Origin of the sequence: Knoellia flava TL1 (assembly GCF_000768675.1) — a bacterium.
Lineage (GTDB): Bacteria > Actinomycetota > Actinomycetes > Actinomycetales > Dermatophilaceae > Knoellia > Knoellia flava.
In genome coordinates, this window is record NZ_AVPI01000002.1 from 50,826 (window position 1) to 76,479 (window position 25,654).

Below are 25,654 nucleotides of genomic sequence, written 5' to 3' on the forward strand. Positions count from 1 at the left end.
TCAGCAGGCTCAGGCCCTGGCCGCCGCCGTCCGGCGCCAGCTCCACACGGCCACCCCGACGACGAGGAACGCGCCGAGCAGCACCGCACCCGCCGTGCCGAACCACGACACGACCTGCTCGTAGGACTTCCCCGCGGCGAACCCCGCGAGCACGCTGCCGACGGCCCACGACCCGGCGCCGAGGAGGTCCCACGCGAGGAAGCGAGGCCACGACATCCCGGAGATGCCGGCGAGCGAGGGCATGACCGACCGCACGAACGGCGTCCACCGACCCACGAAGACCGCGAGACCGCCGCGCAGCCGCAGTCGCGCCTCGGCCCGCGCCAACCGCTGGCGCCGCGCCGGGTTGGTGACCCGCCGGTGGAGGCGCGGTCCTGCGTTGCGACCCACGGCATACCCGACGTTGTCCCCGAGGATCGCGGCGGCGAGGACGACGAGCAGGACCGAGGCGAGGGTCGTCCGGCCGAGCGCGGCGGCCGCTCCCGCGAGCACGGCCACGGTCTCTCCCGGTAGGACCATGCCGGCGAGAAGTGCGCACTCGCCGAAGACGATGAGCCCGGCGATCGTGAGGATGACCCACGGCGGCTGGTCGAGCAGACCAGCGAGGAACTCCGTCACCGGCGCTCCCCGAAGAAGTCGAGCAGCTGTCGCGACGCGGCGTCCTCGAGGACACCGCCGACGACCTCGATCCGGTGCGTGGCGCGCCTGTCGCGCACGACGTCCCACACCGAGCCGGTCGCGCCGAGCTTGGGGTCCCAGGCGCCGAGGACGATCCGCGCGACCCGGGCGAGCATCGCGGCTCCCGCGCACATGGGGCAGGGCTCGAGGGTCACCACGAGCGTGCAGCCGTCCAACCGCCACGATCCCGTATGCCGTGCCGCCTCGCGGAGCGCGACCACCTCGGCGTGCGCGGTCGGGTCGTTCTCGACCTCGCGCAGGTTGCGGCCCTCGCCGATGACGGTGCCCGCCGGGTCGAGGACGACCGCACCGACGGGGACGTCGCCGTCGTGCGCGGCGCGCGAGGCGAGCTCAAGGGCGCGACCCATGGCGACGGCATACTCCTCACGGCCGGGAGAGGACGGCGGCCTTGGGTCGGGGGTCACGCGCTAAGTTTCACCCATGCGCGTTCACGTTGCCGACCATCCGCTCATCGCACACAAGCTCACCTACCTGCGTGACAAGCGGACGGACTCGCCGACGTTCCGGCGGCTGGCCGAGGAGCTCATGACCCTGCTCGCCTACGAAGCGACGCGCGACGTGCGGGTCGAGCCCTTCGAGATCGAGACCCCGGTGGCCCCGACGACGGGCATCAAGCTCTCCAACCCCAAGCCGCTCATCGTGCCGATCCTGCGCGCCGGGCTCGGCATGCTCGAGGGCATGGTGCGGCTCCTGCCGAGCGCCGAGGTGGGCTTCCTCGGCATGCAGCGCAACGAGGAGACGCTCGAGGCGATCACCTACGCGAACCGCCTGCCCGACGACCTCTCGGGTCGCCAGGTCTACGTCCTCGACCCGATGCTCGCCACCGGCGGGTCGATGGTCGACGCCATCCGCTTCCTCCTGGAGCGCGGCGCCGACGACATCACCGCCGTCACCCTCCTTGCCGCCCCCGAGGGCATCGCGCACATGGAGAAGTCGCTCGCCGACACCGACGTCCCGGTCCAGCTTGTCACGGGCTCGATCGACGAGCGCCTCAACGAGCTCGGCTACATCGTGCCCGGCCTCGGCGACGCGGGCGACCGGCTCTACGGCGTCGTCTGACGCTGCGGGTGGGGGCGGTCGTGCACACGACACGCCCGGCGCTCACATGAGTCACACCAGTCACACGCTGATCCGTCATCATGAAGTGCTGGAAACGAGCCCGCGCGCGCCCCTGCGCCGGGCCTCAACCCGAGAGAGAGACGACGTGTCCATGCCCCCGGTCAAGAAGATCGTCACGTGGCTGCTCGTCATCTTCCTGCTCTACGCCATCTTCACCTCGCCCTCTGACGCCGCCAACATCGTCGGCAGCGCGTGGGACGTCATCGTCAACGGCGTGCGCAACATCGGGCGGTTCTTCGACTCCCTGATCGCCCGGAGCTGACCTTGGCGTCCGGGCGCCTCGACCGAGAGCTGGACCGCTACCTCGTCGAGGGCGAGAACGTCGTCACGATGGTGCGCCAGCACTGGTTCTCGCAGATCCGCCCGATCTCCCTCTTCGTCGGCCTCCTCTTCCTCGCGACCTACGTCGAGGCCGAGGCGCCGCAGACGCGCGGCGGCGCGATGCTCGCGAACTTCTTCTGGTATGCCGTCCTCGCCGGTGGCGGGTACCTCACCTGGCGCTACCTCAACTGGCGCCACGACTGGTTCGTCGCCACCGACAAGCGCTTCCTCCTCTTCTACGGGTTCATCCGCCGCAAGGTCGCGATGATGCCGCTCACGAAGGTCACCGACATGACCTTCGACCGCTCGGTCATGGGCCGGATCATCGGCTACGGCACCTTCCTCCTCGAGTCGGCCGGCCAGGACCAGGCGCTCGGCCACATCGAGTACGTCCCGGACGCCAACCGCCACTACCGCGCCATCTGCACCGTGCTCTTCGGGTCGGACGCGCCGCGCGACCCCGACGACGGCTGGGACGAGGACGACGACGGCCGCGGCGGTGGACATGGCGGCGACGGCGGGCCCGGCTCCGGACCCGGGGACGGCTGGGACGACGGGTGGCAGGACCACTGGGAGGACCCGCACGGCTGGCGCGACTACCTCGGGCGAGGTGAGGGCGCGACGGGGGCGGACGGCATACGCAACCCGGTCCGTGACCACGGCGCCGTCTCGCCGCCGCACGAGACCCTTTACCGCAGCTCCGATCTCCTGCACGCTTCTCGGTTGGAGGACACGGGGGAGATCCCCGTCATCAGGCCACGCACCCAGCGCCGGCCCGGACGAAAGGGAATGCGATGAGTGTCATGCGGACCAAGTCCATCGAGCAGACCATCCGTGAGGGTGACGAGCCCGAGTACCAGCTCAAGAAGCGCCTCACCGCCCTCGACCTCACCGTGTTCGGCGTCGGCGTCGTCATCGGCGCCGGTATCTTCACCGTCGCCGGCCGGGCGGCCAACCAGCTCGCCGGGCCCGCGGTCATCATCTCGTTCATCGTGGCGGCGCTGTGCTGCGGGCTCGCGGCGCTCTGCTACGCCGAGTTCGCGTCGTCGATCCCGGTGTCGGGCTCGGCCTACACGTTCTCCTACGCCTCGCTCGGCGAGCTCGTCGCCTGGATCATCGGCTGGGACCTCCTGCTCGAGCTGCTGCTCGGCGCGTCCGTCGTCGCCCAGGGGTGGTCGGCCTACCTCGGGATCTTCCTCGACCACCTCGGCGTGACGATCCCCGAGTCGGTGGCCTACGGGTCGTCGTTCGACCTGCCGGCGTTCCTCCTCGTGCTGCTGCTCACGGCCCTGGTGTCGATCGGCATCAAGGAGTCGCTGCGGGTCAACATGGCCCTCGTCGCGCTCAAGGTCTTCATCGTCCTCTTCGTCATCTTCGCGGGCATCGGCTACATCAAGTCATCGAACTACTCGCCGTTCATCCCGCCCTCGACGCCGACGAAGAGCGGGTCGACGATGGAGCAGCCGCTCATCGAGTACCTCTTCGGGTTCGCGCCGGCGGCGTTCGGCATCTCGGGCATCTTCGCGGCGGCCTCGCTCGTCTTCTTCGCCTACATCGGGTTCGACGTCGTGGCGACGACGGCCGAGGAGGCCAAGAACCCGGCGCGCGACCTGCCCCGCGGCATCATCGGCTCGCTCATCATCTGCACGGTCCTCTACTGCGCCACCGCCCTCGTCCTCACCGGGATGGTGAGGTACGACCAGCTCGAGGAGTCCGGGTCGCTGGCCAGCGCGTTCGAGCAGGTGGGCAAACCGGGATTCGCGACGCTCATCTCCGCCGGGGCCGTCGCGGGTCTGACGACGGTCGTCATGACGCTGCTCATCGGTGCCTCGCGCGTCGTCTTCGCGATGTCGCGCGACTGGCTGCTCCCGGCTGGGCTGGCCAAGGTCAACCGGCGCACGGGCACGCCGCTCAAGATCACGATCGGGCTCGGTCTGCTCGTCGCGCTCGTCGCGGCCCTGACGCCGGTGGGCAAGCTCGAGTTCATGATCAACATCGGCACGCTCACGGCCTTCTTCCTCGTGTCGATCGCGGTGCCGGTGCTGCGCCGCCGCCGCCCGGACTTCAAGCGCGCGTTCACGGTGCCGCTGTCGCCGTGGCTGCCGTGGCTATCAGCGGCGATCTGCTTCTACCTCATGCTCACGCTGCCGGTCGAGACGTGGCTGCGGTTCCTCATCTGGCTCGCGCTCGGGTTCCTCATCTACTTCGTCTACGGCTACAAGCGCTCGCGGCTCGCGGGGAAGGCCCGCGAGGGCGAGGTCCCGAGCATGACGAGCACCTGACCCCTGGAGTCCCAACTTTTGCTCCCCACGCGGGAACGTTGAGGGTCCGGACGGAACATTTCCGTCCGGACCCTCAACGTTTCCTCCGCATGCCGGCCGTCCACAGGTCTCGTCTCGGCCGCCGGCCATCCACAGGCTCGACCCATGCACCTGGTGGCGGTGCCGCGGTCGGCGCACGCTCGCGGCATGACGGCACTCCTCGACCCGGCACTCATCGCCCTCGCAGCAGGACAGCACGGGCTCTTCACGACCCGGCAGGCGCACCGGGCGGGCATGTCGCCCGCTGCCCTCGTGCACGCGGTCCGCGGCAAGGAGATCCTCCACCCCGCCAGAGGCCTGTATGCCGTCAGCTCGCTCGTCCATCCCACCTCACCCGTGACGTGGCACCAGGCACGCGCGTTCGGCGCGACATTGCTGTGGGACGACGCCGTGCTCAGCAGCAGCTCGGCAGTCCTCGCTCGCGGGGTGCGCGTCTGGGGAGTGGACCTGACCACGGTCCACGTCCTGCGGCCGATCGACCGCTCGGTCCGGGTGGGGTGCTTCCGCGTCCGGCAGTGGACCGGACAGCCGGTGACGGCGACCAGCCTCGGCCCGGCAGTCTCACTGGCGACGGCGCTCATCGCGCACGCGATGGAGCACGGCATGGCGCAGGGAGTTGTCAGTGCCGACCATGCACTGCACGAGCGGCTCGTGACAGCCGCTGAGCTGGAGGAGGCAGTGGACGTGGTCCGTGGCTGGCGGCACGGGAGCCGTGCCGTGTCAGCCCTTGCGTTCGCCGACGGACGACGCGAGTCGGTCGGTGAGTCGAGGTGCGCGATCGCCCTCATGATGGCCGGCTTCGCAGTCGAGCCGCAGGTGGAGATCCGCGACCGCACAGGGCACCTCGTCGGACGAGTCGACTTCCACATCCCGGGGACCAACGTCATCGTCGAGTTCGACGGTCGGCTCAAGTACGACGCCGGTGACCCGGCGGTGCTGTGGGCGGAGAAACGCCGCGAGGACGAGCTTCGACGGCTTGGCTACGTCGTCGTCCGCATCACGTGGGCAGACCTCGAGCGCCCGGGAGCCGTGTCCGCGAAGGTGCGTTCGGCCCTCGCGGCGGCGTGACCGCGAAGGCGCGCTCGGCGCTCGCGGCGGCGTGACGGCATACAGGCGTGACGGCATACGGGGCCGGTCGCCTGCGAGAGGGGGCAACCATGCGGAGGGAAGGTTGAGGCTCCGGAGAGAAATGTTCCGTCCGGACCCTCAAGGTTCCCTCATGGGGAGCAAAAGTTCGTGGGGTCAGAGGGCGGTGAGGATGTCGTCGACGCGCTGCTTGGCGTCGCCGAAGAGCATCTGCGAGTTCTCGCGGAAGAAGAGCGGGTTCTGCACGCCGGCATACCCCGTCGCCATCGAGCGCTTGAAGACGACGACGTCGCGCGCGTTCCACACCTGGAGCACCGGCATGCCCGCGATCGGCGAGGTCGGGTCCTCCGCGGCCGCCGGGTTGACCGTGTCGTTGGCGCCGATGACGAGGACGACGTCGGTCGAGGGGAAGTCGTCGTTGACCTCGTCCATCTCGAGCACGATGTCGTAGGGCACCTTGGCCTCAGCGAGCAGGACGTTCATGTGCCCGGGCAGGCGCCCCGCGACCGGGTGGATGCCGAACCGGACGTCCACGCCACGGTCACGCAGCCGCTTGGTGAGCTCGGCGACGGGGTACTGCGCCTGCGCGACCGCCATCCCGTAGCCCGGCGTGATGATGACCGACGACGCGTCACGCAGCAGGTCGGCAGCGCCCTCGGCGGTGATCTCGCGGTGCTCGCCGTAGTCCTTGTCGTCGCCGAGAGCGACCTCCTGGCCGAACCCGCCGGCGATGACCGAGACGAACGAGCGGTTCATCGCGCGGCACATGATCCACGACAGGATCGCACCCGAGGCTCCGACGAGCGCACCCGTGACGATGAGTAGGTCGTTGCCGAGCATGAAGCCGGCCGCGGCCGCCGCCCAGCCGGAGTAGGAGTTGAGCATCGACACGACGACGGGCATGTCGCCGCCGCCGATCGACGCGACGAGGTGCCAGCCGAACGCCAGGGCGATGACCGTCATGAGCAGCAGAGGCACGACCGAGTGCGACTGGACGAACCACACCATGAGCAGCGCCGACACGACGAGCGCGGCGAGGTTGAGCCAGTGCCGGGCGGGCAGCATGAGCGGTGTCGAGGCGATCCGTGCCGACAGCTTGAGGAACGCGACGACCGACCCGGTGAGCGTCACCGCACCGATGAACACCCCGAGGAAGACCTCGACGGAGTGGATGGTGTCCGACGCGTCGCCGACCGTGAGGTGGCTGTTGAAGCCGACGAGCACCGCGGCGAGACCGACGAACGAGTGCAGCATCGCCACGAGCTCGGGCATCTGGGTCATCTCGACCTTGCGCGCCCGCCACAACCCGATCGCGGCACCGATCGCCATGGCCAGCGCGATGAGCAGCAGTGTGGCGAGGGCGTGCTCGGACCGCGAGAGCGTGAGCCAGACGGTCGCACCGAGGGCGATGACCATGCCGGTCACGCCGTAGGCGTTGCCCTCCTTGGCACTCTCGTGCTTGCTCAGCCCGGCGAGGGAGAGGACGAAGAAGACGGCAGAGACGATGTATGCCGCAGAGACCACGTTGGACGTCATCGTCGCCTCAGTCCTTCCGGAACATCTCGAGCATGCGGCCGGTCACTGCGAATCCTCCGAAGATGTTGATGCTGGCGACGAGGATGGCGAGGAACGCCAAGGTCTTGACGACGAGGTCGTCGGAGTCGATCTGTAGCAGGCCGCCGACGACGATGATCCCGCTGATGGCGTTGGTCTCGGCCATGAGTGGGGTGTGCAGGGCGTGCGACACGTTGGAGATGACGTAGAAGCCGACGATGACCGCGAGCGCGAAGACCGTGAAGTGGCCGAGGAAGACCGCGGGGGAGGCCGAGGCGATGAGTGCGAACACCAGTGCGCCGACGGCCATCCAGAGGTACTTGAGGCGCGGGTCGCGCTTCTTCGGCGGCGAAGGCGGCGTCGCGGCGACCACCGCCGTGGCGTCCGGGCCCGATGACCCGGGCGCGGCCGAGACCTGCACCGGCGGCGGGGGCCACATGACGTCTCCGTCGCGTACGACGGTCATCCCCCGCTGCACCGGGTCGTCGAGGTCGAGCTCGAGGTGGCCGTCCTTCTCGGGCGTGAGCAGCTTGAGGAGGTTGACGAGGTTGGTGCCGAAGAGCTGCGACGCCTGGCTCGGCAGCCGGGCCGGCAGGTCGGTGTAGCCGAGGATCGTCACTCCGTTGGGCGTGACGACCTTCTGGTCCGCGACGGACCCGGCGACGTTGCCGCCGTTCGCCGCAGCCATGTCGACGATGACCGACCCGGGCTTCATCGAGGCGACCATGTCCTCGTCGAGCAGCCGCGGCGCCGGCCTGCCCGGGATGAGGGCGGTCGTGATGACGATGTCGACGTCCGCGGCCTGCGCGGCATAGAGCTGGGCGGCCTTGCGGTTGAAGTCCTCGCCGGTCTCCTTGGCGTAGCCGTCGGCCGAGGGCCCGGTGTCCTCGACGTCGATCCGGAGGAACTCGGCGCCCATCGACTCGACCTGCTCGGCAACCTCGCTGCGGGCGTCGAAGGCGCGCACGACTGCTCCCAGCGACCCGGCGGTGCCGATCGCCGACAGCCCGGCGACACCGGCTCCGACGACGAGCACCTTGGCCGGCGGCACCTTGCCGGCCGCCGTCACCTGCCCGGTGAAGACCGACCCGAACTCGTGCGCCGCCTCGATGACCGCGCGGTAGCCGCCGATGTTGGCCATCGACGACAGCACGTCGAGAGACTGGGCCCGCGAGATGCGCGGCACCGCATCCATCGCGAGCGCTGTCACCCCGCGCTCGGCGAGCGCCTCGACCAGGTCGGGACGCAGCGCGGGCGAGAGCAGGCTGACGAGGGTCTGTCCGGGCCGCAGCCGCGCCACCTCGACCTCGGAGGGCGCGTTGATCTTGAGGATGACGTCGGTGTTCCAGACGTCCTCGCCGACGATGTCCGCCCCGGCGTCGACGTAGGCGGAGTCCTCGAACGACGAGAGGTGGCCCGCGCCCGACTGGACGAACACGGCATACCCGAGGTCGACGAGCTGCTCGACCGTCCGGGGAGTCGCCGCAACCCTCGTCTCACCCGCCAACGACTCCAACGGCACACCGATGCGCACGACACGACCTCCTGGTGAGGGACAGACACGTGACCGCGAACCTACCTGTCACAGCGGTCCGGGGCGCGCCCATGTGACTGCCACGACGGAGCGTTGGCTTCGGAGGCCGCCAACGCCCCCTCCCGCTCGCGAGTCGCACTACGGTCGTTCCCATGGAGAACTCGGCGCTCTGGGTCGTCGGCGTGGTGGCCCTCGCGGTCGTCGTCGCCGCCTTCGTGTGGGTCCTGCGACACCGCGACGACGCGGCCGTCCCGGAGCACCACCACTACGCCGCGCCCGAGGTCACCGGCTCCGGCGGCTCGTCGGAGGGCGTCTCGACCTTCGGCGGCGTCGGCGACGCCCCCGTCGACGAGACCGTGCCGCTCAGCCGGCTCGGCGGCGCCGGGTGGCGCGACGGCGGCGCCGTCCCGCAGACCCACACGACCGACTCGTATGCCGTCGGCTCACCCACGTGGGCCGAGGACCCGTCCGCGGACGCGACCGACTCGCCCCTGGAGCACCACGTCTCGGTGGAGTCGAGCGGGGAGGGCGGCGAGGCCGACGACGAGCTCGACCGCCGCCGGGGTGGTCACTGGTGACGCGGACGCCGCACTGACTGGCCGGCTCACCCGGCAGCCGACGTCCCCCGGCACGACGACGCCCCGCCGGCAGCACCGGCGGGGTGTCGTCGTCGAGGGTCAGCCCTCGGAGGGGTTGAAGCCCGCGCGGCGGGCCGAGTCCTCGTCGTAGAACCAGACGTCGGGCTCCGCGGAGTCGTAGCCCTGCGCGCCCGGGGCGCGGTAGGTCATCGTGTCGCGGTAGGCCTGGATCGGGTGGTCGAGCGGCTGTGCCCGGTCCTCGAACGGTGCGGCCGAGCCGACGCCGAAGCCGCCGTCGCGGATCTCCTCCATCGACGAGATGCGCCGGCCCTCGCCGTCGGAGGAACCGCCGTCGGTGGTGGTGCCGTCGGTGCTGGCACCATCCGAGCTGTCGCTCTCGGTGGCGGCGCTGTCCGAGCTGCTCCAGTCGCCCGAGTCGGAGTCGTCCGTGGAGGACTCGTCGTCGGACCTCGTGTCGTCCGAGGTGTCGTCGGTGGACGTGGCGTCGTCCGAACCGTCGTCGACCTTGTTGATCCGCTCGGTGCCGTCCGGCCAGTGCGACGCGTCGCCGCCCTCGGTGGAGCCGTTGGCGTCGGTGTCCGAGCCCGTGTCGCTGGCCGAGTCGGTGCCACGGTCGTTGCTGGTGTCCGAGCCGGTGTCGCGGTCGGTCTCGGTGTCGCGGTCGGTCTCGCGGTCCGAGCCCGCCGCAGCGGCACCGGCCACAGCCCCGGCTCCCGCCCCGGCGCCCGCGGCCCCTGCCGTGCCCCAGTCGGAGGAGCCGGAGTCCGACGTGCTGCGGTCGCGCTGCTCGTTGCCGGACGCGTCGTCGGCGTCGGTGGCGGCGTCCGCCCTTCCCGAGTCCGCGACCTCGGTGTCGTGGTAGACGTCGTCGCTCAGGGCACCCTTGCTGGCAGACCCGTCATCGACCGCCGGACGCGCGTCCGAGCTGGACCGCTGGTCCGAGCTGGAACGCTCGTCGGATGTGGAGGCCTCGTCCCGGTCCCACGTCTCCTCGGTCGTCGGCTCGTCGTCGCTCGCCGCACGGTCGGAGCCTGCCTCGTCCGACGTCGACTCGTCCGACGCCGGGGCGACGCCGGGGGTCTGCTCGTCGGCCGGCAACGGCTCCGTCGAGGCGTAGTCCTCGACGTCGCCGATGATCGTCATGTCCGCGTCGCCGGAGGCCTCGTCGGAGCGCGTCGAGCCCTCGTCCTCCGAGCGGGCGTCATCCGCCTGCGAGCCGCTCTCAGCCGCACCGGCGGCGGCACCAGCGCCCGCCGCCGTCGCGCCTCCGGCGACGGAGTCGTCGGCCCGGCGCTCGCCGGCACTCTCGTCACCCGACGCCCCGCCGGTCACGCCCCCGTCACCGGCAGGGCTGGTCGAACCCTCCTCGCTGGAACGCTCGGCCCGCTCAGCGGCTGCTGCTCCGAAGAGCTCGTCGTCAGACATCGTTGTCTCCTTCGTGGGGCTGTCACCTGCATCCGCCACCGTGGCGTCATCGTCCCGGGAGTCGGGGGCAGTCGCCCCACCGGCCGCCAGGCCGTCGCGCGTGTCGTCCGCACGCGCGCTGTCGTCACCCATCTCGTCCGCGCGTGCGGCGTCGTCGCCCGAGGAGCCGTATACCGGCGTCTCGCTCGACACGGGGGTCCACGCCCGGGTCTCGGGCTCGTTGTCGGCGTAGTCGACACCGGAGGCGAGGCGAGCGGACGCCTCGTCGGGGTCGTTGCCGCGCGTGCCGGCATACGCGCTCCCGGCGGCGGCAGCGGCACCGCCGGCCACAGCGGCTCCGGTGCCCCAGCCACGGCCGGAGCCCGACTCGTCCGCGTCGGTCGCAGCCGAACGAGAAGAGGTGTCGTCCGACCCTTCCCAGCGGCTCGCTTCGGGCACGTCGGCGGCCTCGACCTCGCCGCGCCCAGCGGTCACGTCGTCACCCCGCTCAGACGTCGGCGAACCCCAGCGGCTCGCCTCGGGCTCCTCGGTCCCGGCGGCAGCAGCGGCCGGCACGGGCCGGTGGACCCGGGTCTCGTCGACGGAGCGGACGTCGTCGTCGAGGTCCTCGGGAAGCGGACGCGGGTCGTCCTTGTCGAGCTCGACGTCGGGGTCGATCTCGTCGGCCCGGCGCAGCTCGGCGTCACGCTCGAGGCGTCCGCGCTCGAGGTCGGCCTGGTGGCGCCTCGCCTCCTCCTCGACCCGCTGCGCCTCGCGCGCGCTCTCCTCGGCCCGACGGGCCCGCTCCTCGGCCTCCCGGCGCGCGAGCTCGGCGCGCTCGCTCGACTGCTGGGCGAAGACGGCCTGGCCGCGCAACGCCGTGTCGCGCTCCTCGGCGCCGGCCCGGATGCGGGCGGCCTCGGCGCGCTGCTCGTCGAGCCGGCGCTGTTTGCCCCTCGACACGAACCACCAGACGAGGAGGAGGAGGGCAACGATGACAAGGGCACCGATGAGGTACTTCACGGGATCTGCTCCTGACGTTCACGTCGAGTGCGGCGGCACCCGCTCGTGCCCAAAACTACCGTCGGACCTGCACGGATTGGGTCAGGGCCGACGCCCGCGTCAGCCGCCCTCGCCGAGGCCCAGCTCCCCCACCGTGATCTCCCGCATCTCGACCTTGCGGACCTTGCCGGTGACCGTCATCGGGAACTCGTCGACGATGCGGACGTAGCGCGGGACCTTGTAGTGGGCGAGCCGTCCGGAAGCGAACTCGCGCAATGCTTCCGGGGTCAGCGGCTCGGCCCCGTCGCGCATCCGCACCCACACCGCGAGCTCCTCGCCGTACTTCGGGTCGGGCACTCCGATGACCTGCGCGTCGACGATGTCGGGGTGGGTGTAGAGGAACTCCTCGATCTCGCGCGGGTAGACGTTCTCCCCTCCCCGGATGACCATGTCCTTGATCCGGCCGGTGATCTGGACGAAGCCCTCGGCGTCCATGACCGCGAGGTCGCCGGTGCGCATCCACCCGTCGACCACGGCCTCGGCGGTCTTGTCGTCCTGGCCCCAGTAGCCGAGCATCACCGAGTAGCCCTTGGTCCACAGCTCACCGGGCTCGCCGTGCGGCACCGTCTCGAGCGTCACCGGGTCGACGACCTTGACCTCGAGGTGCGGGCCGACCTGGCCGACGGTGCCCACCTTGCGGTCGAACTCGTCGTCGGTGCGGGTCTGGGTCGAGACCGGCGAGGTCTCGGTCATGCCGTAGCAGATCGTCATCTCGTCGATGCCGGCCGCGATGACCTTCTTCATGAGCTCCGCCGGGCACGTCGAGCCGGCCATGATGCCGGTCCGCACCGAGCTGAGGTCGTGGTCGCCGAAGGTCGGCAGGGCCCACTCGGCGATGAACATCGTCGGCACGCCGTAGAGGCTCGTGCACCGCTCCTCGGACGTCGCGGCGAGCGTGAGCCCGGGGTCGAACCCGGGCGCCGGGATGACCATGCAGGCGCCGTGCGACGTCGCCGCGAGGTTGCCCATGACCATCCCGAAGCAGTGGTAGAAGGGCACCGGAATGCAGATCCGGTCCTCCTCGGTGTAGCGGCACAGCTCACCGACGAGGTAGCCGTTGTTGAGGATGTTGCGGTGGCTCAGCGTCGCGCCCTTGGGGAACCCCGTCGTGCCCGAGGTGTACTGGATGTTGATCGGGTCGTCGGGCGAGAGCCCACCCGCCACCTCACGCAGCCGGTCCTCGGCGACGTCGTCGGCGCCGGCGAGCAGGTCGGCCCAGCTCTCCTGTCCCAAGACCCACACCTGCTCGAGGTCGGGGCACTCGTCGCGGACCTCCCCCACCATCGCGACGTAGTCGGACGTCTTGAACGACGGCGCCACGACGAGACCGCGTATGCCGGCCTGCTGCAGGACGTAGCCGAGCTCGTGCGAGCGGTAGGCCGGGTTGATGTTGACGAGGATGATCCCGACCTTCGCCGTGGCGTACTGGACGAGGGTCCACTCCGCGCAGTTCGGCGCCCAGATGCCCACCCGGTCCCCGGTGCGCAGGCCGGCGGCGAGGAACGCCTTGGCGAGCCGGTCCACCTCGGCCCCGAGGACGGCATATGTCCACCGGATCCCCTGGGCGCGGTCGACGAGCGCCTCGCGGTCCCCGTGGCGGGCGACGGTCGCGTCCAGGTTCGCCCCGATGGTCTCGCCGAGCAGCGGCGGCTCGGTGGGTCCGGTGGAGTGCGACAGGGTCGGGTCGGTGGTCACCATCGCGCGCGTCGGTCCTTCCCAGCCATATGGGCTCCTTGGCGTCGGTCTCGAACTCAGAACGTACTCCCGTGACCGGGCCCCTGTCGGTAGGGTCGCGACATGGAAGCGAGTGAGGGTGACGAGATCCCCGAGGGCGCAGTCGTCGTCGGCATCGGCAACAGCGACCGGGACGCGGAGTGCCTGACCTGGGCAGGGAGCTCGGCCCAGCGCTCCGGCAGCCCGCTCCACATCCTCCATGCCCACGAGCTCGGTGCCGAGCTCTCCGCGATCGACCCCGTCGCGGGCAACACGATCTCGCTCGGGCCCGAGGGCGACATCGGCAACGCGAGCCTGCTCGACGAGACCCTCGCGGAGGCGCGGAGGCGCTGGCCCGACGTGCCGGTGACCGGCAGCTTGCCCTTCGCCCGGCCCGAGCAGGCCCTCATCGACGCCTCGCGCACCGCGCGGCTCGTCGTCGTCGGAGCCGCCCGCGCCGGTGCGCTCCAGCGGTTCGGCCTCGGGCGTCCGTCGCTGGCCGCGGCCATGCACGCCGCCTGCCCCGTCGTCATCGTCCCGCAGGGGGCACGCGCCGAGGCCGAGGGGCCCGTCGTCGTCGGCATCGATGGCTCGGCGCACAGCGCGGCCGCGGCCGAACGCGCGTTCTGGATCGCCGACCTGCGCAAGGTCCCGCTCGTCGCGATCACGACGTGGAACGTCGAGGTCGTCGACGGTCTCGTCGTCACGACACCGGGCACCGACGCGTGGAACCAGGTCGAGGCGAAGTACCGCGCCGTCGCCGACCGCATCGTCGAGCCGTTGCGCGCCCAGCACCCCGATGTCGACTGCAATGTCGAGGTCGTGCGCGGCGTGCCGGCCAAGGTGCTCGCGGAGCGCTCGGCCGACGCCGGCCTGCTCGTCATGGGGACGCGCGGCCGTGGCGGGTTCGCCGGCATGCTCCTCGGCTCGCAGAGCCACAAGGTCCTCGAGACGGCGGCGTCACCGGTCATGCTCGTGCGCGCTCCGCAGCCGGACTGACCGCGGGTGGGCAGGCGCGACCGCTTCGACGGACACATCGCCGGCATCGGCTCGGCCTCGGGCACCCGGGTGGTCGTGGGCCACTGGCACTCGACGCCCCTCGGCTCCTTCAGCGACGCCATGGTCGAGACCGCAGGCGGTCACCGCGTCCTCCTCGCGCCGACCGAGGAGGTGGCCGACTACATCACCTCGACCTACGTCTTCGACGAGGTGCGGCTGGAACCGTTGTCCTGCACCGCCGGTGGCGCCTCGTGGGTCGTCACCTCTCCTTCGCTCTCGCTGGACCTCACGGTGGGATCTCGTATGCCGTTGGGCTGGCTCCTGCGCGCGGTGCCGCGCCCGCTCGGCGCCAGCCCGCTGTGGGCCCGGCTCGTGAACCCCGTCGCGCGGGTCGTGCTGCCGGGCGTGCGCACCGTCGGCACCGCCCTCGAGGGACGCCGCGAGTTCTACGGCGCGACCGACCTGCGACGGGTCACGGCGATGTCCGGGTCCTTCGACGGGACGCCCCTCGGTGCCCTCGCCGACATCGACCCGCCCTGCCGCTTCGGCTTCTCCTCGACCCCGCGGACCCCGTCGGTGACGACCGTCGTCACCACGGTCGTGCGCAGTGCCCGGCCGGGCACGGTCGTCACGCGCCGCAGCGTGGGGCACGACGGTCACGGACACGGGACCGGACGGCATACGGGCTGACCGACGCGACGCTCTGCGGCGAAACCTGCGCGCACGCGCCCCATGTCGTCTGGGAGCATGCGGGCATGCGCCGCATCGTCCAGAGCAGGAAGCTCCAGCACGTCCGCTACGACGTGAGGGGGCCGATCCTCGTCGAGGCCCAGCGGCTCGAGGCCGAGGGACACAAGATCCTCAAGCTCAACATCGGCAACACGGCGCCGTTCGGCTTCGAGGCACCCGAGGCGATCCTCGCCGACATCATCCACAACCTGCCCGAGGCGCAGGGCTACAGCGACTCGCGTGGGATCTACTCGGCGCGCACGGCGGTCGCGCAGTACTACCAGTCGCGCGGGCTCACCGAGACGACAGTCGAGGACGTCTTCATCGGCAACGGCGTCTCCGAGCTCATCTCGATGGTGCTCCAGGCGTTCGTCGACGACGGCAACGAGATCCTCATCCCCGCGCCCGACTACCCGCTGTGGACCGGCGCGGTGGCGCTGTCCGGCGGCACGCCGGTGCACTACCGGTGCGACGAGGAGAACGGGTGGAACCCCGACCTCGACGACATCGAGTCCAAGATCACCGAGAACACCCACGCGCTCGTCGTCATCAACCCCAACAACCCGACGGGCGCGGTCTACTCGGAGGAGACGGTCCGTGGTCTCGTCGACATCGCCCGCCGCCACCAGCTCGTCCTCATGGCCGACGAGATCTACGAGAAGATCCTCTACGCCGACGAGGCCGTGACGCCGGTGCACCACCACGTCGCCACCTACGCCGAGGACGACGTCCTGTGCCTCACCTTCAGCGGTCTGTCGAAGGCCTACCGCGTGTGCGGCTACCGCGCCGGCTGGGTCATGGTGTCGGGGCCGAAGCACATGGCGGAGGACTTCCTCGAGGGCCTCACGCTGCTCGCCAACATGCGCATGTGCGCGAACGTGCCTGCGCAGCACGCGATCCAGACCGCGCTCGGTGGCTACCAGTCGATCAACGAGCTCATCGTGCCGGGCGGCCGCTTCTACGAGCAGATCAAGCTCGCCAACCGGCTGCTCAACGAGATCCCCGGCGTGACGTCGGTCGAGCCACACGGCGCGCTCTACTGCTTCCCGCGGCTCGACCCGGAGATGTACGCGATCGAGGACGACCAGCAGTTCGTCATCGACCTGCTGCGCGCCAAGAAGATCCTCGTCACCCACGGCACCGGCTTCAACTGGTTCGAGCCCGACCACTTCCGGCTCGTCACCCTCCCCGACACCGAGGTGCTCACCGAGGCCATCGGCCGGATCGCGGAGTACCTCGAGACGATCCGCCGCTGACCCGTGGCCGTCCGGACACGTGACCTCGCGCTCGTCGCCGTCGGCGGCGTGCTCGGCTCGCTGACCCGGTATGCCGTGGGCACCGCGGTTCCGCACCCGGCCGGCGCCTGGCCGTGGGCCACCTTCGCCGTCAACCTCGCCGCGTCGGTGCTCGTCGGGCTCGTCGCCGGTTTCGCCTACTGGCGGCACGCCGCTCACTGGGTTCGCCCCCTCGTCATGACCGGCTTCCTCGGCGGCCTCAGCACCTTCTCGGCCTTCGCGGTCGACACGGTCACGCTCGCGGAAGGCGGAAGGGCAGCCCTCGCCACGGCATACGTCGTCGTGACGTTCATCGCCTGCGTCGTCGCGGTGGGTGCGGGAACGGCTGTGGCACAACGCATCTGGCAGCAACGATGACGCCGGTCCTGCTCGTGGCGCTCGGCGCCGCCGTCGGCGCGCCGATCCGGTATGCCGTGACGCACCACCTGCGCGACCGCGGCGCGACGACCCACGCGGGGACGCTGATCGTCAACGTCGTCGGCTCGCTCGTCCTCGGTCTGCTCGTGGGCGGCGGCGCCGGGGACGGGGCGACGGCGCTCGTCGGCATCGGGTTCTGCGGAGCACTCACGACGATGTCGACGCTCGCCCTCGAGCTGTGGGACTCGGTCATCGAGCGCCGGTCGCACCACGCGGTTGCCTCCGTCGTCCTGCACCTCGTGCTCGGGTTCGGCGCCGCGTGGCTGGGATGGGCGGTGGTGTCGTGAACCCGCGAGTGCATGCCATCCACATCGCTCCGGGGCGCAAGGTGCCGACGCGGTCGTTGGAGTCCGTCGAGGCGGAGGCAGGTGTGGGTCTCGTCGGCGACCGCTACCACGGCAGCAGGCACCGGCACGTCACCGTCCAGGCCCTCGACGAGGTCGAGGCCGCGGCCCGCGACCTCGGCCACGACATCCCGCTCGGAGCGACCCGCCGCAACATCACGATCACGGCCGGGCCGATCCCGAAGCGACCCGGCGAGCGGATGCGCATCGGCGACGTCGAGCTCGAGGTCGTGCGCATTGTCGCGCCGTGCCGGCTCCTCGACGACTGGATCGGGGTCGGTGCGATGAAGGCGATGCACGCCCGCGGCGGCACGGTCTTCCGGCTGCTGTCGTCGGGGACGATCCACGTCGGCGACGAGGTCCGGTTCGACTGAGGCGGACCGGGCCCAGCACGGCTCAGCTGGGGTCGGTCGGCTCAGGTGGGCTCAGGTGGGCTCGGGTCGGGGAACCCGCTCGGCGAGGGTGGGCGGCGCCTGGATGCAGTAGGAGTCGGTGAGCAGCTCCGCGAGCTCGGCCCAGTCGGTGTCGTCGTCGAGCATCAGGCCCACGACGTTGCTGCCCCAGCTCGCCTTGAAGTAGGGCTCGCCCATGTGCTGGAAGGCCATGACCTCGTCCGGCTCGGCGCGGAAGGTGATGCGGAACCGCTGGTCCTCGCCGCCGAAGACGTGCGCGACGGTGGCGGACCGGACCTTCCAGGCCATGCCCACCCACGCGTCGTGCTCGCGCACCTCGGGGAAGGCCGACACGATCGCCGAGAGCCGCTCGACCCAGTCGCGGGGCACGTCGGGGCGCGTCGTGCTCGTCACGGTCGACAGGCTAGGACCTCCCGCCGACAGCGCCCGGTCCGAACCGACGTCAGCCCTGCTGCTCCCAGGTCGCGCGGGCGCCGGCGTCCCCGGCGAGGAACGCGTAGACGAGCGTCGCCAGCGACACGAGCACGAGCAGGACGGGCAGGGCCGTCTCCAGCCACGGCGCGGCGAGCTCCTTCGCGCCGCGGCCGCTGGCGAAGCCCGACGGACCGCCGAGGAGCCACGCACCCGCAGCGGTGACGGCGAGCAGCCCGAGGACCACGAGCGACAGGGTCTCGCCGCGCTCCTCGTGCTCGCGGATCGCCGCGAGCACCGGGTTGTCGGCGGGCAGCGACGCGAACCGCGAGTCGAAGAAGTCGGTGCCGCTGATCCGGGCGAGCCACACGGTGACGGTCGCCACGAGGGCGAGCGCCAGCGCGGGCCAGCGCGTGAGGTAGCGCCACCGCGGGACCACCGCGAGGAGGGTCGCGGCGAGCGCAGCCAGCGGGGCGAAGACGACCGCGCCGTGCACGACGAGCACGTGGGCCGGAAGACCGTTGATGTCCATGGGTGCACCTGCCTGTCGCTCCAGCACGAGGACCTCCAGTCTCCCGCCGCCGCGTTCCACCCGGCCGGGATTCCGGCGAACCCGCCGCGGAGACAGGTATGCCGGCCGCTCGAGGTGAGCGGCCGGCATACCGGGATCGTGCGGGTCAGGACCGCATCGTCACTGGACGACTCCCAGGGCGTTGACGATGCCGTCGCCGTAGAAGGAGTTGAACTCCGCCGTGCCGACGCAGGTCGCCGTGAACTCGGCCGAGCGGCCCTCGGGCTCGTAGGAGCGGGCGGGCGCGTTGCAGGCGTGGTTCGTGGCCGTGCCCATGAGCAGGGCCTTCGTGGTGTCGGGCGCGAGCGAGAAGCTGCCCGCGTCCGCCCCCGTGCCGTGCGCGGCGACCGCGAGCGCGGCCACCCCGGCGGCGTGCGGGGACGCCATCGACGTGCCCTGGTACCAGGCGTAGTAGGAGCACGTGGCCTTCTGGTCCGGCTGGCGGCGGTCGGTGCACTGCTTGATGACGCCGTTGACGCGGCCCGGCTGGGTGATGTTGCCGTTCTTGTCGACCTCGCCCGTGTTGCGCAGGGAGGCCAGCGAGACCGACGACAGGATGAGGTTGCCGTTGGTGCGGTAGGTGTCGGTGCCGATGCCGTCGCGGTACCAGCCACCCGGGGCCGACACCTCGAGCTCTCCGGACGTGAGGTCCGTGGCCCAGTTCGAGTAGTCCGCCTTCTCACCCGTCGGGCCGAGCGCGGAGACGCCGATGACGTGCGGCCCCTCGACCGGGAGGTCCCAGCAGGTCTCGTTGTCGATCGTGCGCGGGTGCTCGGTGCCGCCCGGGTAGTCCGGGCTCGTGAGGTCGGTGCGCGGGTTGCTCAGGTCCTCGTGGTTGTTGCCGAGGGCGCCGACGAGCGTGACGTTCTTGGAGTGGGCGTAGTCGAGCGCCCGCGTCATGGCGGCGATGATGACGTCCTGCTCCATCGCCTCCTCGGGGCTGTCCTCGGGAGCGCCGCCGGCGCAGTTGTAGAGCCACGGGTCGACGTAGAACGACATGTTGACGACGTCGAGACCGGTGTCACCGGCATACGTCAGGGCGTTGACGACCGGGCCGAGGAAGAAGTAGCCGCTGTCCTGGCCACCGCGGATGTTGACGAGGTCGACGTCGGGGGCGACCCCGCTGAGGCCGAACCCGTTGAGGGCGGCGCCGATCGTGCCCGCGACGTGCGTGCCGTGGCCGTCGTCGTCGACGTTCGCCGGGTCGACGCAGGACGCGACCTCGCACGGGCCGTCGATGTCGGGCATGTCGGTCGTGAAGTTGCGCGAGAGTGCGGAGTCGAAGTTCGCGGCGAGGTCGAGGTGGGTGCCGTCGACACCGGTGTCGAGGACGCCGACGCGGACCTTGTCGCCCTTCTCGACGGCGTGGGCCTCGAACGCGTGGATCATCTGCATGCCCCAGAGGTGCCCGTCGAGGGGATCGTGACCGGCCGGCGGCGTGGGCGTGGACTTGTAGGTGCCGTTGGTCCTCGTCCGGTCGAAGACGTGCTCCTGCTCCACGGGGTCCGGACCCTTGGCGCGGACCGGGGCCGAGCCGATCGAGCGCTCGCGGGCTGCACCCTCGACTCCGGCGATGCTGCGCGCCGCACGGAGCACGTCGCCCGAGCCCTTGACGGTGACGAGACCGATCGCCGTGTTGACCGAGGTCACGGTCCCGCCGGCCCGCTTCAGCCGGTCGGCGATCGCCTTGACGTTCGCGCCCTCGTCGGCCAGGACGACGAAGGTTCCGCTGTCGGCCGTCGTCGCCGCAGGGGTGCTGGGCACGGCGGTCGCGGTGGCCGAGCCGGCGAAGGCCGCGACGAGCGCAGCCGTTCCGGTCAGGGCCAGCATGCGAGATCGTCGCATGGGTTCCTCCTCATGGAACGGGTGCGCCACGGTGCGCACCTCGCCGCCCAACCTAGGGCCGGCGGCACGCCCGGGACATGGCTGCCAGTGACCAGATTCGGCCTATGCTTCCCGAATGCCCAAGCGCGCCCGGACCGGCCCGATGCCGGACGTCTTCGAGACGTTCGCCCATCGGGTCGACGAGGAGGACCAGGCCGCCGGACCGATCGAGGTGGGCCAGGTCGCCAAGGGCGCCGGGCTCTCGCTGGGCCTCATGGTGATCACCGGGATGGCGTTCGTGCTCGGCTTCTGGACCGGGACGCAGAACGAGCCCGACCTCGCCTACGACCACCTCGTCTGGGAGGGGGTCATCAAGGTCGGGTTCGCGCTCGTCTGCGGGCTCCTCGCGGCTGCCGTCGTGCTCGCCCTCGCCATGGTGGCGATCGGCGTGCCGTGGGTGCAGCGCCAGCGCAAGCGTCGTCGCCGCCGGGGCTGAGCGGGCGGGCCGAGCCGGGCTCGCGCGACGTCGGGTGGCAAGGTCGCACGTCGGAGCACAACCGTTCCCACCCGACGTGCGCGGAACCCACTTCGGGCGAGAAAGGTGTGGCTACTTGAGCTGGGCGGAGGTCATGCCCAGGAGGCGGCGGGCGACGACGAGCAGCTGGATCTGCTGGGTGCCCTCGAAGATGTCGAGGATCTTGGAGTCGCGGGCCCACTTCTCGAGCAGCTCGCGCTCGGCGTAGCCCGTCGCACCCGCGAGCTCGACGCACGCGAGCGAGACGTCGACGCAGGTGCGCCCGGCCTTGGCCTTGGCCATCGACGCTTCCATCGAGTTCGGCCGGCCGTTGTCGGCCATCCACGCAGCCCGCAGCGTGAGCGCGTGCGCGGCCTCGTAGTCGGCCTCCATCTGGAGCAGCCGCGCCGCCGCGTGCGACTGCACGTGTGCTGGCCGGTCCCAGTCGACGGTCACGCCCGCCTTCGCGAGGAGCTCGGTCGTGAGGTCGAGGCTGGCACGGGTGAGACCGAGGGCCATCGCGGCGACGAGCGGCCGGGTGTTGTCGAAGGTCTGCATCGCACCGCCGAAGCCCCCTTCGATCCGGATCTCCGGGTCGCCGAGCAGGTCCTCGGCGGGCACCCGGCAGTCGTCGAGGACGAAGGCGGCGGTGTCGGAGGCACGGATGCCGAGCTTGTGCTCGAGCCGGACGAGCCGGAGCCCGGGGTTGTCGCGCCGGACGACGAACGACTTGATGGCCTGCTTGCCCAGGCTCCGGTCGAGCGTCGCCCACACGACGACGAGCTCGGCGCGCTCGCCGGCGGTGACGTAGATCTTCTCGCCGTTGAGGACGTACTCGTCACCGTCCCTCACCGCGGTCGTCCGGATGGCTCCCGAGTCCGAGCCGGTCTCGGGCTCGGTGATCGCCATCGCGGCCCACTGGCCGGCATACCTCTGCTTCTGCTCGTCGTTCGCGACGGCGGCGATGGCAGCGTTGCCGAGGCCCTGGCGCGGGATCGAGAGGGTGAGCCCGACGTCGCCGCGGCAGGTCTCGAGGATCGAGAGCACCGAGCTGAGGTTGGAGCCGTTGCGCACCTTCGACCCGGCGGGGTGGTGGCGGCCCGAGCCGACGGCGGCCACCTCGCCCTCCCCCTCGGGGTCCGTGGCGCGGGTGCTGCTCGACGCGCCCGCACCCTGACCGGCGCCCGAGCTGCTCAGTCCGTCGATGACGGCGGAGATGAGGTCGAGCTCACGCGGGTACTCGTGCTCGGCGAGGTCGTACTTGCGCGAGATGGGGCGGAAGACCTCCTCGGCCATGCCGCGCGCCTGCTCGACGAGCGGTCGGAACTTCCGGGGAACCTCGAGATCGATCATGGTCCAGTCCTTGGGGTCTCGGTATGCCGGTCAGACGAGCAGGGTGCCCTCGAGCACGCCCGCTCCACGCAGGTCGCGGTACCACCGCTCGTTGTCGAACTCCTTGACGAAGCCGTGGCCGCCGAGGAGCTGGACGGCGTGCGAGCCGATCCGGGCGGCGTGGGTCGCGGTGAGCGCGCGCACCTCGCCGACGACCTGCGCCACCTGAGCCGGGTCGGCGTCGGCGTCGAGCCGGGCGGCGGCCTTGAGCACGGCGAGCCGGAGGCCGTCGAGCTCGATGGCGATGTCGGCCACCATGAAGGCGACGGCCTGGCGCTGGCCGATCGGCTCCCCGAAGGCCTTGCGCTCCTTGACGTACTCGGTCACCTGGTCGAGCACGGCCTGACCGGTGCCGACGGCGGCCGCGGCCCAGGCGAGCCGCCCACGGCGCACGGCGTCACGGTGGTCGTCGGTCGTGCCGAGGAGGTTGGCCCGCGGGACGATGACGTCGGTGAGCACGACCCGGCCCGTGTGCGCGGCGCGCACGCCCATCGCGGGATCGTCCTCGACGGTGACACCCTCGGTGGCCGCCTCGACGACGACGAGCCGCGCCTCGCCCTCGACCATCGCCGAGACGACGAGGACCTCGGCGCTGTCGGCGTTGGCGACGAGGGCCTTGGTGCCGTTGAGGACGAGCGAGTCGCCCTGTGGCACAGCGGTGGTCGTGAGCGCGAAGGGGTCGAAGAGCGGCTGCGGCTCCTGCAGCGCGAGCGCCGCCGCGGCGACGGGCTCGTCGCCCGCGAAGTGCGGCAGGTAGGTCGCCTGCTGGTCGGCGTCGCCGTAGAGCGCGAGGGCGGTGGCGACCGCGGCGGTCCCCATCTGGGCGACGGCGATGCCCATGTCACCGCGGGCGAGCTGCTCGAGGACGAGGACACCGGCGACCGCGGACCGCTCCTCGGCGATGCCGCCGAGCTCCTCGGGGACGCCGACGAGCACGAGCCCCATCTCCTGCAGGGCCTCGCGCACCTCGGCGGGCACGGCGCGCTCGGTGTCGGCGCGCGACCCCGCGGGGCGGATGACCTCGTCGGCGAGCTCGCGGGTCGCCTCCTGGAGCATCTGCTGGTCCTCGGTCGGCGTGAGGTCGAAGACCCCACGGCGCGAGACGGGCGAGGGTCGCTTCGCCGACCCCGAGCCCTTGACCTGCTTGAAGGCCCGACCAACGGCGACCTGGGCTCGGAAGCCGGCGTGGGTGCTGCGACCGAGGATGCGCTCGACCCGGCCGCGGACCTTGGGGTCGGCCATGACGGGCAGCCCGGCGGCCTTGGAGATGAGGCGCAGGCCGAGGCGCTGGCCCCGGTCGGCGAGGGTGGGCGTCGTCGCCATGCTGGCGTCCTTCCACGTGGGTTCCGGTTGCAGCTCGGCTTCGCAAAGTATCCGGTACACCGAGTGCCTGATACCGAGCCTACCGCAAACTTGTCAGTCGGTAACCAGAACCTCGCCCGGGGCTCGGGGTCAGGAGGCGGAGGCCGCCCGGTGGACCGGGATCTCGATGCCGAGGTCCCAGCCGGGCACGAGCGGCAGCGAGTCGCCGCTCCAGAAGCGGCCGGGGTCGTACCAGTTCATCGGCGCGTCGGGCGTGAGCAAGCCCATCTCCTCGTAGGTCAGCGCCACGACCTCGGCGCAGTAGGCGACCTCCGGCCGGATCGCCCTGAGGTCGAGGTCGCGGGCCGACACGTGCGCGTCACGGCCCGTGAGCCAGCGCCACGCGAGTCGACCGGTCGACGGGAACGAGACGCCGTCGAGCCGGGCGACGCAGCGCAGCACGGCGTCCTCGTGCTCGGGCCCGACCTCGGGGGTGAGCTGGCGCAGCCACGCCCGCTGGTCGTAGGCCTCCTGCCAGCGCGACACCGCCGCGCGCAGGTCGTGCAGCTGGACGCCGCGGTGGTGCCCGCCGGTCCACATGTCCTGCAGTGACTTGCCCATCTCGGCGTGCCACATGAGCGGCGGGAGGTCGTCGAGGACGACGGCCATGCCGACGTGGTTGACGGGGGCGTTCGTCGCCGTCTGGATCGCGCGGTCGGCGACCGAGCGCCCGCGGAAGATCCACACGTCGCCCGTGCGGGTGAGCTCGACGGCCTCGTCGAGCGAGAGGCCTTCGGACGTCTGCTCCGCGCGAACCATGACCGCAGCGTATGCCGGGAGCGCGAGCACCCGGCATACGCTGCGGTCATGCAGTCGAACTGGTGGAAGCTGCTCGGTCTCGCCGGCGTCGTGTCGGTCGTCGCGACCGGCGCGGTCGTGGCGCGCAACGAGCGGCAGCGGCGGGCCTACACGCCCGACGAGGTGCGCGAGCGCCTCCACGAGCGGCACGCCCGCGCCCAGCAGCAGCGCCCCTGACCCCGACTGATTGCCCTTTCCAGCGCGGTCCCGGAACGGGACCGGACCGTGAAAGCCGCTGGAAAGGGCAATCAGTCGCAGCACTCGTGAGGGTCAGACCCAGAGGCTGGTGCAGCGGATGTAGCCGCCGCCCTTGGCGAGCTCGTCGACGTGCGGGGTGATGACCTTGAGGCCGGCGCGCTCGACGTCGGCACGCAGCAGCGGGGCGCTGTCGCTCATGACGACGGTCGTGCCGGTGGAGACGAGGTTGCAGGCGAAGGACTCCATCGCCTCGGACTCGGCGATCTCGATCTTGTCGACGGTGTCGAGACGATCGAGGAGCTGGCGGCTCTCGGGCGTGAAGGCCTCGGGGCAGTAGGCGATGAGGCCCCTGCCGGTCGAGTCCGGCTCGCGCAGGACGGCGAGGGTGAGGTCGATGTCGTACCAGTAGCTGTCGGGCCAGCCGCTGACGACGTTGACGTGGGGGGTGCCGTCGGGGTTGAGCAGGGGCAGCGTCTGGAGCTGGATGCGCTCGAGGCCGAAGCGGTCCGCGGCATACGCGAGTGCCGGCTCGTCGGAGCGGTAGCCGGCGCCGCAGAAGACGAGGTCGCCGCAGACGAGGGCGTCGCCCTGGCCGCTGAAGCGCCACGCGTGCGGCAGGTCCTCGACGGCGTAGCCGAGCTCGGTGAGCTTGGTGCGGGCCCACGGCTCCTCGCTCTTGCGCGACGGCGGCAGGGTGGCCATGAGGGCGACGCCGTCGCGGACGAGGGCCCAGTTGGCGGTGTAGACGCCGTCCTGGCTGGTCGGCGGCGCGTCGACCTGGAGGATCTCGGCGCCGGCGGACCGGAGCGCCTCGCGGATGCCGGCGTGCTCGACCTCGGCCTTCGCCGTGTCGACGGTCTCGCCGTCCTCGTAGTAGGGGTTGAGCTTGTGGTCGTTGCCGAAGAAGTGGGCGGACGACATGAGCAGCGTCGAGTTCAACACCGTCGGACTCCCGTGCGGGGTGGAGGGCGCGCC

At 71.3% G+C, this 25,654-nt stretch carries 27 protein-coding genes; 14 read left to right on the forward strand and 13 right to left on the reverse strand.

Annotation, left to right across the window (positions count from 1 at the left end):
• Positions 1 to 9 precede the first annotated feature (9 nt).
• Positions 10 to 618, reverse strand: coding sequence for a DedA family protein (locus N798_RS02130; protein WP_035945888.1), 609 nt, complete (start codon positions 616 to 618; stop codon positions 10 to 12).
• Positions 615 to 1,046: a nucleoside deaminase gene (locus N798_RS02135; RefSeq protein ID WP_035945890.1), complete on the reverse strand. Its 432-nt coding sequence runs from the start codon at positions 1,044 to 1,046 to the stop codon at positions 615 to 617. The genes N798_RS02130 and N798_RS02135 overlap by 4 nt, the downstream gene beginning before the upstream one ends.
• 73 nt (positions 1,047 to 1,119) lie before the next feature.
• Here N798_RS02135 and upp point away from each other — a divergent pair, with 73 nt between their 5' ends.
• The 5 genes from upp (at position 1,120) to N798_RS02155 (ending at position 5,528) form a co-directional block, all read left to right on the forward strand.
• Positions 1,120 to 1,758: a uracil phosphoribosyltransferase gene (gene upp / locus N798_RS02140; protein ID WP_035945892.1), complete on the forward strand. Its 639-nt coding sequence runs from the start codon at positions 1,120 to 1,122 to the stop codon at positions 1,756 to 1,758.
• 151 nt (positions 1,759 to 1,909) lie between these two features.
• On the forward strand, positions 1,910 to 2,080 hold the full coding sequence (locus tag N798_RS18300; RefSeq protein WP_188450378.1) for a hypothetical protein: 171 nt from the start codon (positions 1,910 to 1,912) through the stop codon (positions 2,078 to 2,080).
• Between the two features lie 2 nt (positions 2,081 to 2,082).
• Complete coding sequence (locus N798_RS02145; RefSeq protein ID WP_052116826.1) at positions 2,083 to 2,937, forward strand: PH domain-containing protein; 855 nt, start codon at positions 2,083 to 2,085, stop codon at positions 2,935 to 2,937.
• A complete protein-coding gene (locus N798_RS02150) occupies positions 2,934 to 4,421 on the forward strand; it encodes an APC family permease (protein WP_035945893.1) in 1,488 nt (495 codons plus the stop codon). The genes N798_RS02145 and N798_RS02150 overlap by 4 nt, the downstream gene beginning before the upstream one ends.
• A 186-nt stretch (positions 4,422 to 4,607) precedes the next feature.
• On the forward strand, positions 4,608 to 5,528 hold the full coding sequence (locus N798_RS02155; protein WP_188450379.1) for a type IV toxin-antitoxin system AbiEi family antitoxin domain-containing protein: 921 nt from the start codon (positions 4,608 to 4,610) through the stop codon (positions 5,526 to 5,528).
• A 174-nt stretch (positions 5,529 to 5,702) separates the two neighbouring features.
• On the opposite strand, the gene pntB is transcribed toward N798_RS02155, so the two are convergent.
• Together pntB and N798_RS02165 are read right to left on the reverse strand one after the other, a co-directional pair.
• Positions 5,703 to 7,082: a Re/Si-specific NAD(P)(+) transhydrogenase subunit beta gene (gene pntB / locus N798_RS02160; protein WP_035945894.1), complete on the reverse strand. Its 1,380-nt coding sequence runs from the start codon at positions 7,080 to 7,082 to the stop codon at positions 5,703 to 5,705.
• A 7-nt stretch (positions 7,083 to 7,089) separates the two neighbouring features.
• Complete coding sequence (locus N798_RS02165; protein ID WP_035945895.1) at positions 7,090 to 8,634, reverse strand: Re/Si-specific NAD(P)(+) transhydrogenase subunit alpha; 1,545 nt, start codon at positions 8,632 to 8,634, stop codon at positions 7,090 to 7,092.
• Positions 8,635 to 8,786: 152 nt separating this feature from the next.
• On the opposite strand from N798_RS02165, the gene N798_RS02170 reads away from it, so the two are divergent.
• Complete coding sequence (locus N798_RS02170) at positions 8,787 to 9,212, forward strand: hypothetical protein (protein WP_035945896.1); 426 nt, start codon at positions 8,787 to 8,789, stop codon at positions 9,210 to 9,212.
• 99 nt (positions 9,213 to 9,311) lie between these two features.
• Here the strand turns inward: N798_RS02170 and N798_RS02175 are convergent, their stop codons facing one another.
• Both N798_RS02175 and N798_RS02180 read right to left on the reverse strand, forming a co-directional pair.
• Positions 9,312 to 11,660 (reverse strand): sunset domain-containing protein, encoded by a 2,349-nt coding sequence (locus tag N798_RS02175; protein ID WP_035945897.1) that lies wholly within the window; start codon positions 11,658 to 11,660, stop codon positions 9,312 to 9,314.
• A 99-nt stretch (positions 11,661 to 11,759) separates the two neighbouring features.
• Positions 11,760 to 13,397 carry an AMP-binding protein gene (locus tag N798_RS02180; protein ID WP_035945898.1) on the reverse strand — a complete coding sequence of 546 codons (1,638 nt, stop codon included), beginning with the start codon at positions 13,395 to 13,397 and terminating at the stop codon, positions 11,760 to 11,762.
• 99 nt (positions 13,398 to 13,496) lie between these two features.
• On the opposite strand from N798_RS02180, the gene N798_RS02185 reads away from it, so the two are divergent.
• The 6 genes from N798_RS02185 to N798_RS02210 all read left to right on the forward strand — a co-directional run bounded on the left by N798_RS02185 (position 13,497) and on the right by N798_RS02210 (position 17,570).
• Positions 13,497 to 14,411, forward strand: a complete 915-nt coding sequence (locus N798_RS02185) for a universal stress protein (RefSeq protein ID WP_035945899.1) — start codon at positions 13,497 to 13,499, stop codon at positions 14,409 to 14,411.
• A gap of 6 nt (positions 14,412 to 14,417) precedes the next feature.
• A complete protein-coding gene (locus tag N798_RS02190) occupies positions 14,418 to 15,101 on the forward strand; it encodes a hypothetical protein (protein WP_229708389.1) in 684 nt (227 codons plus the stop codon).
• A 65-nt stretch (positions 15,102 to 15,166) separates the two neighbouring features.
• Positions 15,167 to 16,396, forward strand: coding sequence for a pyridoxal phosphate-dependent aminotransferase (locus N798_RS02195; RefSeq protein WP_035945900.1), 1,230 nt, complete (start codon positions 15,167 to 15,169; stop codon positions 16,394 to 16,396).
• 3 nt (positions 16,397 to 16,399) lie between these two features.
• Complete coding sequence (locus N798_RS02200; protein WP_035945901.1) at positions 16,400 to 16,792, forward strand: fluoride efflux transporter FluC; 393 nt, start codon at positions 16,400 to 16,402, stop codon at positions 16,790 to 16,792.
• Positions 16,789 to 17,139 carry a fluoride efflux transporter FluC gene (locus tag N798_RS02205; RefSeq protein ID WP_035945902.1) on the forward strand — a complete coding sequence of 117 codons (351 nt, stop codon included), beginning with the start codon at positions 16,789 to 16,791 and terminating at the stop codon, positions 17,137 to 17,139. The genes N798_RS02200 and N798_RS02205 overlap by 4 nt, the downstream gene beginning before the upstream one ends.
• 8 nt (positions 17,140 to 17,147) lie before the next feature.
• Positions 17,148 to 17,570 carry an MOSC domain-containing protein gene (locus N798_RS02210; RefSeq protein ID WP_229708391.1) on the forward strand — a complete coding sequence of 141 codons (423 nt, stop codon included), beginning with the start codon at positions 17,148 to 17,150 and terminating at the stop codon, positions 17,568 to 17,570.
• 51 nt (positions 17,571 to 17,621) lie between these two features.
• On the opposite strand, the gene N798_RS02215 is transcribed toward N798_RS02210, so the two are convergent.
• The 3 genes from N798_RS02215 to N798_RS02225 all read right to left on the reverse strand — a co-directional run bounded on the left by N798_RS02215 (position 17,622) and on the right by N798_RS02225 (position 20,436).
• A complete protein-coding gene (locus N798_RS02215) occupies positions 17,622 to 18,002 on the reverse strand; it encodes an MmcQ/YjbR family DNA-binding protein (protein ID WP_035945904.1) in 381 nt (126 codons plus the stop codon).
• A 49-nt stretch (positions 18,003 to 18,051) separates the two neighbouring features.
• Positions 18,052 to 18,552, reverse strand: a complete 501-nt coding sequence (locus N798_RS02220) for a hypothetical protein (RefSeq protein ID WP_035945906.1) — start codon at positions 18,550 to 18,552, stop codon at positions 18,052 to 18,054.
• A gap of 159 nt (positions 18,553 to 18,711) precedes the next feature.
• On the reverse strand, positions 18,712 to 20,436 hold the full coding sequence (locus N798_RS02225; protein ID WP_188450380.1) for a S8 family serine peptidase: 1,725 nt from the start codon (positions 20,434 to 20,436) through the stop codon (positions 18,712 to 18,714).
• Positions 20,437 to 20,551: 115 nt separating this feature from the next.
• Between N798_RS02225 and N798_RS02230 the strand changes: the two genes are divergently transcribed.
• Complete coding sequence (locus N798_RS02230) at positions 20,552 to 20,911, forward strand: hypothetical protein (protein WP_035945910.1); 360 nt, start codon at positions 20,552 to 20,554, stop codon at positions 20,909 to 20,911.
• Positions 20,912 to 21,022: 111 nt separating this feature from the next.
• Here N798_RS02230 and N798_RS02235 read toward each other — a convergent pair whose 3' ends face one another.
• The 3 genes from N798_RS02235 to N798_RS02245 form a co-directional block, all read right to left on the reverse strand.
• Positions 21,023 to 22,282, reverse strand: coding sequence for an acyl-CoA dehydrogenase family protein (locus N798_RS02235; protein ID WP_035945911.1), 1,260 nt, complete (start codon positions 22,280 to 22,282; stop codon positions 21,023 to 21,025).
• A gap of 30 nt (positions 22,283 to 22,312) precedes the next feature.
• Positions 22,313 to 23,644, reverse strand: a complete 1,332-nt coding sequence (locus N798_RS02240) for an acyl-CoA dehydrogenase family protein (protein WP_035945913.1) — start codon at positions 23,642 to 23,644, stop codon at positions 22,313 to 22,315.
• A gap of 129 nt (positions 23,645 to 23,773) precedes the next feature.
• Positions 23,774 to 24,442 (reverse strand): hypothetical protein, encoded by a 669-nt coding sequence (locus tag N798_RS02245; RefSeq protein ID WP_035945982.1) that lies wholly within the window; start codon positions 24,440 to 24,442, stop codon positions 23,774 to 23,776.
• A 48-nt stretch (positions 24,443 to 24,490) separates the two neighbouring features.
• Here N798_RS02245 and N798_RS18305 point away from each other — a divergent pair, with 48 nt between their 5' ends.
• On the forward strand, positions 24,491 to 24,658 hold the full coding sequence (locus tag N798_RS18305; RefSeq protein WP_188450381.1) for a hypothetical protein: 168 nt from the start codon (positions 24,491 to 24,493) through the stop codon (positions 24,656 to 24,658).
• Between the two features lie 93 nt (positions 24,659 to 24,751).
• Here N798_RS18305 and N798_RS02250 read toward each other — a convergent pair whose 3' ends face one another.
• Entirely contained in the window at positions 24,752 to 25,621 is an 870-nt protein-coding gene (locus N798_RS02250; RefSeq protein WP_052116828.1) for a dimethylarginine dimethylaminohydrolase family protein, read from the reverse strand.
• Positions 25,622 to 25,654: the final 33 nt, after the last annotated feature.